General features: G+C 63.4%; 13 protein-coding genes. 5 read left to right on the top strand and 8 right to left on the bottom strand.

Annotated elements, in window-relative coordinates; translation table 11 throughout:
* Positions 1 to 135: 135 nt before the first annotated feature.
* Both phhA and ACTHN9_RS21655 read left to right on the top strand, forming a co-directional pair.
* On the top strand, positions 136 to 1023 hold the full coding sequence (gene phhA / locus ACTHN9_RS21660; protein WP_440538830.1) for a phenylalanine 4-monooxygenase: 888 nt from the start codon (positions 136 to 138) through the stop codon (positions 1021 to 1023).
* A 135-nt stretch (positions 1024 to 1158) separates the two neighbouring features.
* Entirely contained in the window at positions 1159 to 1461 is a 303-nt protein-coding gene (locus ACTHN9_RS21655; RefSeq protein ID WP_440538829.1) for a 4a-hydroxytetrahydrobiopterin dehydratase, read from the top strand.
* Positions 1462 to 1502: 41 nt separating this feature from the next.
* Here ACTHN9_RS21655 and ACTHN9_RS21650 read toward each other — a convergent pair whose 3' ends face one another.
* Positions 1503 to 1724 (bottom strand): DUF3717 domain-containing protein, encoded by a 222-nt coding sequence (locus ACTHN9_RS21650; protein WP_440538828.1) that lies wholly within the window; start codon positions 1722 to 1724, stop codon positions 1503 to 1505.
* A gap of 122 nt (positions 1725 to 1846) precedes the next feature.
* Here ACTHN9_RS21650 and ACTHN9_RS21645 point away from each other — a divergent pair, with 122 nt between their 5' ends.
* Together ACTHN9_RS21645 and ACTHN9_RS21640 are read left to right on the top strand one after the other, a co-directional pair.
* Positions 1847 to 2533, top strand: a complete 687-nt coding sequence (locus ACTHN9_RS21645; RefSeq protein ID WP_440538827.1) for a response regulator transcription factor — start codon at positions 1847 to 1849, stop codon at positions 2531 to 2533.
* Between the two features lie 120 nt (positions 2534 to 2653).
* Positions 2654 to 4138 carry a sensor histidine kinase gene (locus ACTHN9_RS21640; protein WP_440538826.1) on the top strand — a complete coding sequence of 495 codons (1485 nt, stop codon included), beginning with the start codon at positions 2654 to 2656 and terminating at the stop codon, positions 4136 to 4138.
* Positions 4139 to 4197: 59 nt separating this feature from the next.
* Here ACTHN9_RS21640 and ACTHN9_RS21635 read toward each other — a convergent pair whose 3' ends face one another.
* From ACTHN9_RS21635 to mnmC, 6 genes are all read right to left on the bottom strand, one after another.
* Positions 4198 to 4683: an SET domain-containing protein gene (locus ACTHN9_RS21635; RefSeq protein ID WP_440538825.1), complete on the bottom strand. Its 486-nt coding sequence runs from the start codon at positions 4681 to 4683 to the stop codon at positions 4198 to 4200.
* Between the two features lie 182 nt (positions 4684 to 4865).
* Positions 4866 to 5585, bottom strand: coding sequence for a glutamine amidotransferase (locus ACTHN9_RS21630; protein WP_440538824.1), 720 nt, complete (start codon positions 5583 to 5585; stop codon positions 4866 to 4868).
* Positions 5586 to 5621: 36 nt separating this feature from the next.
* Entirely contained in the window at positions 5622 to 6269 is a 648-nt protein-coding gene (locus tag ACTHN9_RS21625; protein WP_440538823.1) for a MarR family winged helix-turn-helix transcriptional regulator, read from the bottom strand.
* Between the two features lie 550 nt (positions 6270 to 6819).
* Complete coding sequence (locus ACTHN9_RS21620; protein WP_440538822.1) at positions 6820 to 7938, bottom strand: YbdK family carboxylate-amine ligase; 1119 nt, start codon at positions 7936 to 7938, stop codon at positions 6820 to 6822.
* A gap of 104 nt (positions 7939 to 8042) precedes the next feature.
* Positions 8043 to 9245 carry a cation:proton antiporter gene (locus tag ACTHN9_RS21615; RefSeq protein ID WP_440538821.1) on the bottom strand — a complete coding sequence of 401 codons (1203 nt, stop codon included), beginning with the start codon at positions 9243 to 9245 and terminating at the stop codon, positions 8043 to 8045.
* Between the two features lie 874 nt (positions 9246 to 10119).
* The gene (mnmC, locus tag ACTHN9_RS21610; RefSeq protein ID WP_440538820.1) at positions 10120 to 12099 is read right to left on the bottom strand and encodes a bifunctional tRNA (5-methylaminomethyl-2-thiouridine)(34)-methyltransferase MnmD/FAD-dependent 5-carboxymethylaminomethyl-2-thiouridine(34) oxidoreductase MnmC; all 1980 of its coding nucleotides are present in this window, start codon (positions 12097 to 12099) and stop codon (positions 10120 to 10122) included.
* A gap of 434 nt (positions 12100 to 12533) precedes the next feature.
* On the opposite strand from mnmC, the gene ACTHN9_RS21605 reads away from it, so the two are divergent.
* Complete coding sequence (locus ACTHN9_RS21605; RefSeq protein ID WP_006401505.1) at positions 12534 to 12812, top strand: HU family DNA-binding protein; 279 nt, start codon at positions 12534 to 12536, stop codon at positions 12810 to 12812.
* 108 nt (positions 12813 to 12920) lie between these two features.
* Here the strand turns inward: ACTHN9_RS21605 and ACTHN9_RS21600 are convergent.
* Positions 12921 to 13246: GTP-binding protein (locus ACTHN9_RS21600; RefSeq protein WP_440538819.1), on the bottom strand; the 326-nt coding region annotated here is incomplete at its 5' end.

Below are 13246 nucleotides of genomic sequence, written 5' to 3'. Positions count from 1 at the left end.
AAATTTCCCGCATAAATTCACGTTTATGCGCGTTATTATCGCATAGGTAGCCGAATACACACTGTCTTTGCGCCCATTACGCGCCGCCTCCGCACTAGACTTGCATCTAACGACCCACCGATGCAGGAATTTGCCATGTCCGCCACCGCCAAGCTCAAAGAACAGTTCGATGCGGGCCTCGTCACGCGAGACGATTTCACGATCGACCAGCCGCTGGCACGCTACGGCGACGTCGATCACGCCGTTTGGACGCACTTGTACGCTCGCCAGGCTGCCCTGCTCGACGGGCGTGTGTGCGACGAATTCCTCGCCGGGCTCGCCAAGCTCGGCCTGCCGGCCGACCGCGTGCCGTCGTTCGACGCGCTCAATCGCCAGCTACGTGCCGCCACGGGATTCGAGGTCGTCGCTGTACCCGGGCTCGTGCCCGAGCGCGTCTTCTTCGAGCACCTGGCCCATCGGCGTTTCCCGGTGACATGGTGGATGCGCCGGCCCGACCAGCTCGATTATTTGCAAGAGCCCGACTGCTTCCACGACCTGTTCGGCCACGTGCCGCTTTTGATCGATCCGATCTTCGCCGATTACATGCAGGCGTATGGCCGTACCGCGCTCGCCTGCGCCGACGATCCGCTCGCGCTGCCGCTCTTCGCGCGTCTTTACTGGTACACGGTCGAATTCGGTCTGCTGCGAGACGCGGCTAGCCCGAACGGTGTGCGCATTTATGGCGCGGGCATCGTCTCGAGCAAGAGCGAGACGCTGTACAGCCAACATAGCGACAGCCCGAACCGCCTCGCGTTTTCGCTCGAACGCGTCTTGCGCACGCGCTACCGGATCGATACGTTTCAAAAGACCTACTTCGCGATCGACGATTTCCGGCAGTTGTTCGACCTCGCGCAAACCGACTTGCGCGCGCTCGTCGCCAAGTGGGCCGATGCGCCTGCGTACGGCGCCGGCGACGTATTGCCGACCGATACCGTCATCACGCGCGGCAGCGGCGAAGGCTGGCGCAGCGCCGGCGATATTTGAGCGTCGACGGCGCATCGAGCGGCATCGCCCCAGTTGTGAAAAAATGGCCGGATCGTCGTGGGCGGCACGCGCCGTTCGCGCGCGGGAATCGGGTCGATTCCCCTGCCCCACGGCCACCTAAAAGGAGGGATTGCGATGATCCACAAACTCACTTCGGAGGAACGCGCGGCGCAGCTTTCCAAGTTGAGCGGCTGGCAAGCCGTCGCCGGGCGCGACGCGATCCACCGTCAATTCAAGTTCGCCGATTTCAACGAAGCGTTCGGCTTCATGACACGCGTGGCCATCAAGGCACAGGAAATGAACCACCATCCCGAATGGTTCAACGTCTATCACACGGTGGACATCACGCTGACCACGCACGACGCCCAAGGCGTGACCGAGCGCGATATCGAACTGGCCGGGTTTATCGAAGAAGCGGCGCGGCGCATGCGCGGCTGACGCCGCGACCGAAGGCGCTGGCGCGACGCCCGCCCGAACGGCTAGCCCTGCACCGTATGCACGTAGGTTTCCCACGCAGCGCGGGCGCTCGGTTCGAGCCCGTCTGACGATAGCGTGGCCTGACGCTGTACAATCATCAGCGCATACGGCTTGGACAGTGCGCTAGCCTCCTTGCATAAGCTGAGTTCATCGCCGCTGGAAGGCGAGCGGGCGCGCCAAAAGTTGATCGCGGCTTCAAGTTCGTGAATCGTAATCTCGGACATGTTCGTGATCGTTCATGCGAGCGCCGGAGCTTTTCTTGCGGCGACACGCTTGGCTGTGTGGGGCAGGCATCGCCGGTCGGCGTGCTAGAAATGCTTCAATCCATTGTACTTGAGCGAATTCCATGCGACTCCTTCTCATCGAAGACGACCGCCCTATCGCGCGCGGCATCCAAAGCAGCCTCGAACAAGCCGGGTTCACCGTCGACATGGTTCACGACGGCATCTTTGCCGAGCAAGCGCTCACGCAAAACCGTCATGAACTCGTCATTCTCGATCTCGGCTTGCCCGGCATCGACGGCATGACGCTGCTGTCGCGTTTTCGGCAGTCGAACCGTCACACGCCCGTGATCGTACTCACGGCGCGCGACGAACTGAACGATCGCGTGCAAGGGCTCAATGCCGGCGCCGACGACTACATGCTCAAGCCGTTCGAGCCCGCCGAACTCGAAGCACGCATTCGCGCGGTCATGCGCCGCAGCGGCCCGCACAGCGAGGTGCCGCGGCCCGAGGTATCGCTCGGCGGCGTCCGCCTGTCCGGCGTCGATCGCCGCATCTTCAACGACGATAAGGCGCTCGAGTTGTCCCCGCGCGAATTCGCCGTGCTCGAGATGCTGTTGATGCGCCACGGCCGCGTCGTCAGCAAGGCGCAATTGCAAGACCATCTGACGCACTTCGGCGGCGATCTCGGCGACACGGCCATCGAAGTGTACGTGCACCGCGTCCGTAAGAAACTCGAAAACTGCCGCGTCGAAATCGTCACGGTGCGCGGTTTCGGCTATCTGCTGCAGGAAATCCGCCAAGCGTCGTAATGCGCGCGGCGCGTGCAGTCGGCATGGCGCTGGCATGGCGCTGCCGACTGAACGCGCGAGCGCACGTTCGATCGCCGCGGCGTACGCCCTTCCCTTTCCCGTCCCTTACGATCCCTCGCCATGCCGCATGTCGCTGCGACCAGCTTGCGCCGCTCGCTTCTGCGGCGGCTCGCCGCGCCGTTGTCCCTTCTCGCGCTGATGAGCGGTCTCATCGCTTATTGGCTCGCCTGGCAATATACGCAACACGTCGTCGACCGCTCGTTAGCCGATTTGGCGACAGCCATCTCCAAACAGATCCAAATCGCCGGGCCCGATGCGCGCTCCACGGTGCCGCCGCTCGCTCACGCGATGTTCTCGGATCCGAGCGACCAACTGATCTATCGGATCAGCGACGGCGAGCATGAGATCGCGGGAGAAAGCGCACTCCCGCTGTTCGGCACGCGCGTGCGCGAACAGCGGGCGGCATCCGTATTCGACGCGCAGTTCGAAGGCATGCACGTGCGCGTCGCACAGGTTCGCGTCTTGCCAGCCGCCGGCCGTCCCGTCATCGTCGAAGTCGCGCAGCCGCTGCGGCACCGCTATCGCATCGCCGCCGAATTTCTGGTCGCGATCATGATGCCGCTATTGCTGTTGCTGTTTGCGGGCTGGGGCATCGTTTGGCGGGTGGTCAATCAGGAACTCATTCCGTTGACCGTGCTCGCGGATTCGCTGAACCGCCAAACCCACACGTCGCTCGAGCCTGTCGACGAAACCTACGTGCCGATGGAAATCAAGCCGCTGACGAGCGCGATGAATGCCTTGCTCGTGCGGCTCAAGACGGCGCTGGACGCGCAACGTAAATTTATCGCCGACGCGGCCCATCAGCTACGCACACCGCTCACCGCCGTGAAACTTCACGCGGAACAGGCCGCGAATGCGCGCGACGAGCAGCAGACGCTTTCAGCGGTGCGCGAATTGCGTGCCGCGGCCGATCGCGCGGTGCGGCTGTCGAATCAATTGCTCTCGCTGGCACGGGCCGAGCCCGGCGCCCAAACGGCGCGCTTCGCCGAACTCGACATCGCCGCGCTCGCATTCGAGACCGGTGCCGAATGGGTTCCGCGCGCACTGGCCGCCCACGTGGATCTCGGCTTTCAGCGGCTCGACGCGCCGTCGAACGACAAACCGCTCATTGTCCGGGGCAATCCGGTGCTCTTACGGGAAGTCATCGCGAACCTGCTCGACAATGCGCTGAAATACTTGCCGTCGGCAAGGCCCGTCGGCGCGAATGTCACCGTCACGGTCGCGGAAACGACGGACGAACAGGGTGCGCGCTTCGCGGAAATTGCCGTGGAAGACAATGGCGCGGGGGTGACGCCGGGCTTGCAGGCCGACTTGTTCAAGCGGTTCTTTCGCGGCGATCGTCAAGATTCGGCGGATCCCGGCGTCGAAGCCGGTGCGGGCTTGGGCCTGGCGATCGTGCACGACATCATGATTTTGCACGGCGGCAACGTGCGCTACGAAGACGCTGCGACGGGCGGAGCGCGATTCGTCCTACGCGTACCGATCGCGATCGCCGGAAACGGCGAGCCGCGAACCGGAACGCAAACGGCATCGGCTTCCGCTTAAACCGCGCTCGCCCAAACCGCGTTGGCCGGGTATTCGGGCTTCGGGCTCGCCGTGCCGCCTCAAGCCTTACCGTTCTTCTTACCGCTCTTCTTACCGGCGGGTTTCGGCGCGAGCATCGTGCCGCGGCACTTGCGCGCGCCGCAGCGGCACGCGTATTCGTCTTTGAGCTTCTTGGTTTGACGTGCGTCGATCACGAGGCCGTAGTCGTAGAACAGCTCTTCATCGGCCGCGATGTCGCGCAGCGCGTGGATGAATACGCGGCCGTCGACCTCTTCCGCTTCGCAATTGGGCGCGCACGAATGGTTGATCCACCGTGCGCTGTTGCCGCCTACCTTGCCATCGATGACGCGACCGTCTTCCAGTGCGAAGTAGAACGTGTGATTCGGTTCGGCGGGATTGTGCGGATGCCGCCGCAACGCTTCCTTCCACGAGATGCGCTCACCCTTGTATTCCAGCAGACGCTCCCCCTCCTTGAGCGGCACGGCGGCAAATACACCTTTGCCATGCACGCCGGATTGGCGCACGAGCAACTTGCGTGAACTCATCGATAAATCCTCAGAAGGCCTGGTTGCCGTCGTACGGCATTGCGTTTTCGATCGCGGGATGGAAACGCGGCGCCCAAGAGGACGCCGCGAGAGGATAGCGACGTCGCGAACGTCGCAAAGCGCCAATCGTACACGCGGACGGGCGCTTCGTTCAATGTCGTCCGAACGAATTTGCGCGTTCTTTACCCGTTGCTGGCGGTCATCGCGTCCAGCCACTCGCCGAACGCGTCATGTGCGGCTCGCTCGAGCGCCGGGCCGTAGCGCTCGGTATCCGCACGCAATTGCACGACATCGATGCCGGGCGTCGCCGCGATCTCGCTCGCATGGCCGATCAGCCAAGGCTCGAAACGATCGCTGCGAATTTCCGGATGACATTGAAACGCCAACACGTTCGAGCCCCAAGCGAAGGCTTGATTTTCGCAGGCGGAAGTAGACGCGAGACGCACGGCACCGGCCGGTAAATCGAACGTGTCGCCGTGCCAATGCAGCATCGAAGTGCGCGCGCCGTCGAAGTGGCGGACCGGCGAACGATGGCCCGCCTCGGTCAATGCGAGCGGCGACCACCCGATCTCTTTGCGATTCATCGTATGGACGCGCGCACCGAGCACCCGAGCGATCAATTGGGCGCCGAGGCAGATGCCGAGCGTCGGCCGGCCCGCGGCGATTCTTTTTTCCAGCAGCGTAAGGAGCGGCTTGAGCGTCGGGTAGGACACATCGTCGATGGCGCTGATCGGACCGCCGAGTACGACGGTCAGCGCTTGCCCCTCGGGCTTCGGGGCATCGACGCGCGCCACCCCGACGTCGAGATAGCGCACCGACCATGCACGCTGCCCGAGCACGGGCTCGAGACTGCCTAAATCCTCGAAATGCACATGACGGATAGCAAGCGCTTCACGATTCATCGATTCCTCACCGGGGCGCGACGAGCGTCATCTGGCTTAAGCGGCGTTCTGCGCGAAGATCTTCCAGATCTTCTTTTGGGCCAAGGAATCGGCCTCTTCGTGGACGGGACAATCGAGCCGCAATTGCGCGTCGCCAAGCGCCAGCTCGAGCGCCGTGCAGCGATGTGCTGTCTTCTTCGGGCTCTTGCTCGCTTCGAAAAACTTGCACGTCACGCACATGCGATGCGTCGGGATGTCGCCCTGCACTTCCAACTGGCGAATCATCTTGATCATCGTGCGATAAAAGACGGCTTGCTCCTCATTGCGCAACGTGCCGATCGCCTCCGTCAGAAAATCGGGCCACTGCTGCGCGCGCTTGGCGGCCGTGCGGCCGCGCGCCGTCAGTTTCACGGCGAGCGCCCGGCCGTCTTCCGTCGTGCGGCGTTTCTCGATGAGTCCTTTCGCTTCGAGGGTGCTCACGGCATCGCTCGTCGTGGCCGCTGTGAGGGCCGTCTCTCGAGCGATCTCGCCGAGCCGCAACGGGCTCTTGCGCTGCATCAGCAACATGAGGATCTCGCCTTGCGTCGGCGTGAGCCCTGCGCTCTCGGCCCACTCCCAGGCTTGCGAGCGCATCGCCGTGCTCAAGCGTAGCAAGCTGTGGGTCACGCGCCCGGTGGCTTGCTCTACGTTTACACCTTCGCTCATAGTCTTTGTTCGCTATTTCGCCATTGACAGCATGCCGCTGCTGATTCGGTTGCCTGCTCGCGCCTTGCCTTGCGGCGCCCCGGCAGCCCCGTGGGACGGCACGCCCGCGCTCCAGCGTACCGATTTTACTATTTCAGACGCGCCCCGCCCGCTTCGCGCGCGACTCGCCCCGCGCCCGCGGCGGCCCCGGCCGGTTAGCGGTACCGGCGGTTTTTTACGCCGATGCTGCGTCATGGGTATGACGTCTCGCCACAGCAGACGCGCCATTTTAAGCGACGGGGAAAAATAGTACAGCTAACTTATTCAGCCGATGTTGTGGATAAGTCGTGTATAACAAGTCGAGCCGATTGTGCGCGATTTCTGGATAACCTCGGAAGCAATTGAAATGCGACTCGAGTTGCCCCGGGTTCATGTCAGTTCCGCACGCGAGAGCCACGCGGTTATCGTTTACACAGGTGCTTGAAGCGTCGGCGAAAAATCGAGTTTTCCACAGACGCTTCGCCCCCTTGTTAACTACTACTACAAATGTATACGTTGTAAACGTAAAAAACTAAAACCCTCGCCATCGGAGGCACTGTTGGCGAACCGCTTCGTGCAACGACTTCTCTTTTGCAACGACGCCGCGCAGCCATGCCGCATCGTTCACTTGCCCTTGCGCGATGTTGGCGATTTCACGCAATGCGGCTGACGATTGAAGCGCATCGGCATGCGGCTCGATTACGCGAAGCGTGTCGAGGATATCTTCGAAAATCGGGCGCCGCGTGCCTGTCTGCGGATTGATGCAGGTGCCGCCCAGCCCGAAGCGGCACGCTTCGAACCGGTTGAACGTATAGACGAGATAGTCGTCCTCCTTCGGCATGAACGGCCGATCGACGAGCAGATGGCGCGCCAGTGTCTGGATGTAGCTCGCGATCGCCGCGGCGCGATCGACCGAGAGCGGCGTGTCCATCACGCGCACTTCGATCGTGCCGTAACCGGGTTTGGGTCGAATGTCCCAGTAGAAATCTTTCATGCTGTTGACGACGCCCGTGGCCACCATCTTCGAAAAATATTCTTCGAAGGCCGACCAGGTCAGCACGAACGGCGCGCGCCCCGACAACGGAAACGCGAACACGGAGTTCAGGCGCGCCGAGTGAAAGCCCGTATCCACGCCCTGGACGTACGGAGAGGACGCCGACAACGCAATGAAATGCGGAATGAATCGAGACATCGCGTGCAGCAGGAACAGTGCGCTGTCGGGGTCGGGACAGCCGATGTGCACGTGTTGGCCGAACACGGTGAACTGCTTGGCGAGATAGCCGTAAAGTTCGGAAAGATATTGAAAGCGAGGCGCATCGAAGATCTGCCGCTCGCTCCACTGCTGGAAGGCGTGCGTGCCGCCGCCGGCCAGGCCGACGTTCAGATGATCGGCCGCGGACACGAGCGTGTCGCGCAGCGTGCGCAGTTGCGCGAGCGCTTCCTCGTGCGAATGGCAGATGCCGGTCGACAGCTCGATCATGCTCTCGGTGATCTCGGGCGTGATGTTGCCGGGGACCTTTTGGTCTTTGACGAGCCGCATCAAATCGGAAGCGGCCTTCGTGAGGTCGTAATCGTGCGTATTGACGACCTGGATCTCCAGCTCGACGCCGAACGTGAACGGTTTGGAGTTGATGAACGGTTCAAGTGCCATGGTGTTTTCCTTGGGGCTGGCCCATCTCGGGCCGGCTCATGTCGGGCTACCCCCTCTCGGACAGGCCCGCCCGGGGCAGTCCGATCAGGGCTTGCGAACGGCTTTCAAGCACGGCGCTCGCCGACGAGCGCAAGCGATCGATAGACGAGCCAGGGCCCGACCAGTTGCAAAACGACGATCGAACACATGACGACGGCGCGCAGCGTCGGATCGAAGTTCGGATAGAGCGCGTAGGTGTCGTCGACGAGCAGATACGCGAGCGCGGACATGGGCGAGAGCGACAAACCGAGCGCCACGCCTTGCTTCAAACCGATACCGCTCGGCTTCGCGAAAGCGAGCACGCCGACGAGCTTCGCAACGAAGCGCGCCACGATGAGCAAGAGCGCCGCGACGCCGCCGAGCGCGATGTCGCGCCACTCGAAGGCGGTCAGCGTCAGCACGAACAAGATCACCGTGAGCAGCCAGCCGGCCGTGCCGAAATGCTCGGGCCATAGTTGCGGCTTCGCCTCGAGATTCTTGACGATGATGCCGGCGGCCAACAGGCTCAGGATCGTCGATAGATTGAACAGATGGGCGATCGCGATAGCCAGCAGCACGAGGCCGAACAGCGCGACGAACGAATGCTCGTCCTGCACTTGCATCGACCGATAGAACAACGTGCAGGCCTTCGCGAGCACATAGGCCAGCGCGAGCGATCCGACGAGCAGATACAGCGGCTGCACGATCGTGGCGAATACGTTGCCGTAGACCTCCTGATGCAGCCAGCCCGAGGCGATCTTCTCGACCACGACCGCATACATGCTGTTGAGCGCCGTCAGCGTGAGCAACCGCTGCGTCACTTGCCCTTCGGCGCGCAGCTCGGTCTTGAGCTGAATCACCATGGCGGGCGAGGTCGACATCGCGATGGCTGCGATCACGGTGGCCACGGCTGCGCCGATGTGCGCAAACAGGAGCGCCGCCAGCACCAAGACGAAGGTGAGCGTCGCCTCCGCCAAGCTCGACGCCACGAGCCAGGGATTGCGGCGAATCCAGCGTAGATCCAAGCGGCCGCCGAGTTCGAACAGCAGCAGGCCTAACGCGACGTCGAGCAGCAGCCGCAGCGAGCCGCCCGAGCCGACGTCGATCGCCCCGAAGCCGGACGCCCCCGCGATCAAACCGATCACGGCGTAGCCCGAGACGCGCGGCAGCCGCCAGGCGCGATAGCAAAGCTCGCCGAGCAGACCGGCGACGAGCAAGGCGAGCCCCGCCCAAAAGACGGCATCCGGCACGAACGGCCAGTGCGGGAGGAAGGAAAACGCCGATTTCATCTGATAGCTGCTCCTTTACGGATAGGCCGAGCAAGGCTATGCGCCCGCATGCGGCTCGTTCTCGTGGCTTGCTTGTCCGGTCTGACGGCGAGGTGCCGCGACGCGGACGGAAATAGTGATTGCCGGCGGCTCGGCGCGAGCCCCAAGCGTGGCGACGACGAAGCGCGCCGGATTCGATACGCGGCGCCGAGCGCTCGCGCGTAGCGCGGCACGTGCCCGGCATGAGGAACCAAGATGCGGCGCCGCTGGAGGCCGGCCAAACGAGGCCCAACACCCCACGTCGCCCCCATTGGCGCAGCGCACGAGCGATGCGCCGCTACGCAACGTGTGCAAGAGGAACACGGATTGTGCCATAGCTTGCCGTCAACCCACACGATTGCTCATCGATTTGCATTCATCTCGGTACAAACGACATCTAATTTCGTATCGTGGAGAAAAAATGGCCGATTTCCGCTTGCGTTTCGGTGTAGCCGATGGATTTCAAGCAGACGAAGTCGTGGCCCTGCGGTACGCCGTGCTTGGACCGTGCAGCGCGCGAGGCGTGCGCCATGGGTTAGGGTTTACTTGTTTACGTATGTATACGTAGTAGAAGTTAACAAAGGGGCGTCGAATCTGTGCAAAACCCCTGTAAACCTAAGTAGATCAAAGCGTTGCAGAAGGCATAACCCATGTGCAGCTTGTGTGGGGACCCGGGGTTGCGTCGTATAACTTTTGCCCGATTTCGCGCAGCGCCGAAGTTGTCCCGAAAGCATCCACATCGCGCGCACATGAATTTCACCGGACTTTCGCCGGCTTATCCACACACTGCGGTGGATAAGTTGGCGCAAGAGTCCGCAAGCCCGGCGGATGGTGTCGTGCGAACCGAGCGGCGGGGCTATCGTCGTTGCAGGGTGCCTTGGCGCAAAGCGCGCAGCAGGTATCGGGCGGGATCGATCGCCTCGGCCAGATCGCGCTCTATCGGCCAAGGCTCCCCTTCTAGTTGGGAGGCGACGAGTTCGGCGCCGAGCGACGCCCAGACGAGCCCACGCGAACCGAAGGCGAAGCTGCCGTACAGCCCCGCGGCGCGCGGTAAATCGAGCGGCCAGGCGCCGTGCAGCGTGGCGGCTTCGTCTTCGCTTGCGCCTTCGTCGGCCAGCGCGCCGATCATCGGCAGTCGATCGCTCGTCACGCACCGGAAGGCGACCCGCCCTGCGAGCGAGCCCGGATCCGATACTTCGCCTTGCCCGAGCAAGCCCGAAAGATCGGGCAGCAAGCGCGCCAACCGTTGCAGATTTTCCAAATGACTGTCGACACGAAGCTCGTCCCCGGTGTCGTCGATGTCATAGGTGGCGCCCGTCAACAAGCCGTCGGCCAATGGGATGGCATAGCCCTCGCCGATCAACGGAAGGCGCAAGGCCGGGCCGGTGCCGAGCGGCAAACGCGTCAATTGGCCGCGCACGACGCGGGTGGGCGCATAGCGCAGGCCGGCTAGCCGCGCCGCATCTCGCGCATTCGCGAAGATGACGACGGGGGCGCGGGCGAGCACTTCACGGTCGGCATCGAGAACGACCCACGCGTCGCCCTCGCGTCGGATGCCTTCCGCTTGCCTGCCCGTGCGCCAAGCCAGTGCATCGCCGGCAGCCGCGCACAAGGCCGCGCAAAGCGCAGCGGGATCGAGCGAGCCGCCTTGGGGATACAGCCAGCCGCCGCGCGCGACGGATACCCCGCTAACGGCCTGCGCGTCGCCATGCGGCATCGCACGGACGAGTTCGTCCGGATAGCCGAGCGAGTCGAGGGCCTCGGTCAGCGCGCGCCATTCGGTGTCGTCCTCGGCGATTTGCAGCAGTCCTTGCCCGCTGCGAGAGAACGCGTACCCGGCGTGCTCTAGCGCTCGCCAGCGCGCCAGCGCGTAAAGAAAACCGGTTCGCGTGATTTTCGAGGCGACGCTCTCGTCGCGCGAAAGCAGCGGGTGGAACACGCCCGCCGGATTGCCCGAGGCTTCGCAGCCCGCGCGCGGGTGGCGTTCGACGAGCGTGATGCGCCAGCCGCGCACGGCAAGCCGTTCGGCCAGCGAACAGCCGGCCAACCCCGCACCGACGACGATCGCATGGCGTTCGGTCACGGCGGCCGGCACGGGCGGTTCGTGGCGCCGCACGCGCCAACGCGGCGCAAAGCGGCCGACGAGCATGGCCCGCTTACTGGCGAATCCCTGTGCCTTTTCGCATGCGAAGCCGGCTGCGACCAAGCCCCGCCGGACGTCACCGGCACAGGTGTAGGTGGCGAGCGTCGCCCCCTCGCCCGCCAATCGCGCCAATGCCTTGAACACGGGCGGGGACCATAGATCCGGGTTCTTGGCAGGCGAGAAGCCGTCGAGATAAAACGCGTCGGCGCGCAGCCAGAGCTTGGGCAACAGTTCGAGGGCGTCGCCGAACGCGATCGTGAGCGTCACACGGGCATCGTCGAATTCCAGACGATGTAAGCCGGGCGTCAACATCGGCCAGGCGCGCGCCAATTGATCGGCCAGCGCGGCAACCGCTGCATCCGTCATCGTGTGCTCGTGCAGCGCGCGCAGATCGCGGGCGCTGAACGGATGCTTTTCGATCGAGACATAGGCGAGCCGCTCGCAGCGGTTCGGATCCGCGCGCCAGGCCGCCCAGGTGGCCAGGAAATTGCCGCCGAGGCCGAACCCGGTCTCGACGACGGTGAACGTGCGCCGCGCTCGCCAGCGTGCGGGCAAGCCGTTTCCGCTCAGGAACACATGCTCGGCTTGGGCAAAAGCACCGGCTGCGCTGTGGTAGATGTCGCCATAGGCGGGGGAAAACGGCGTACCGTCGTCGCGAAAAGCCAAGATGGCGGGAATCAGCTTGGAAGTCATCGGCAAGACGAAAACTGTGGGAAACACGCGAGCGAGGACGGGCAAAGGCCTAAGGGGCAACCCTAATCGATTGGCCCCTGGACGCATCGATCGCCCGCAAACCCAAGCCCGGCGGGGGTTTGCGAGCGTTGGCAAAATCCAACGACCGACCCGCGTAACGTCGCGAGCCCCTTGGCAGCAGGGGTTCGCGAGTATGACAATGCTCAAACCCAGCGCCGACAAGGCTCGCCAGCGCTAAATTCTTTGAGAGCCTTGCCGTTATTGGGTTTGCGCTGAGCTATCATAGCAAGCGCCGCAAGGGCGTACCGCCGGGGGTTCAGCGCGACCGAGCGGCGCACGCTTCGCCATAGCGACTCGACGGCACAGCTTGCGTACGTATAATTCGGCGCGTTTGCGCTGTCCGTATCACTTCAATCTGATAAAGAGGAACGTTAATGAACAAACAGGAACTGATCGACGCCGTCGCGGCTCAGACGGGCGCTAGCAAGGCTCAGACCGGCGAAACGCTGGATACGCTTCTCGAAGTGATCAAGAAGGCAGTCTCGAAGGGCGACGCGGTTCAGCTGATCGGCTTCGGCAGCTTCGGCTCGGGCAAGCGCGCTGCTCGCACCGGCCGTAACCCGAAGACGGGCGAGACCATCAAGATTCCGGCCGCGAAGACGGTCAAGTTCACGGCTGGCAAGGCATTCAAGGATGCGGTCAACAAGCGCTGATGCTTGCAGCTCGACGTTTGTTCGAGACCCGCCCTCAGGCGGGTTTTTTTATTGAGTGCGTAAGCGTCGCGCCGGTCGGCCTCGTCCCTCGTCGCTGACGAGCGATTCCTAACGAACGATCTGCCCCGTGCCGCCGTGCTCTTCGTCCTCGGCGTCGAGGTCCCAGGCCGGGAATGGATCGGCAAGTGCGGACCAGCCAAGCGGTCCGAGCGCATATTCTTCGTCCGTCAAGAGACAGGCGTCGAGCTTGGCCTGCCAATGACCGGCATCGAGCGAGACGCCGATCAAGACCAGTTCCTGGCGACGGTCGCCGATCGACATATCGTTCGGTGCGCCGTGCCAGTCGGCCGCGATTTCCGCGGCAAGCTCGTCATCGTCGGGCCACTCGTCGCGCGGCTGGGCAGCCCACCAGAAGCCTGCCGGCCCGTGGCGGC

The sequence above is a fragment of the Trinickia sp. genome (genome assembly GCF_051953405.1).
Lineage (GTDB): Bacteria > Pseudomonadota > Gammaproteobacteria > Burkholderiales > Burkholderiaceae > Trinickia.
The sequence above is the reverse complement of the archived record's forward strand: the minus strand, read 5'-3'. Positions and strand labels throughout refer to the sequence as shown.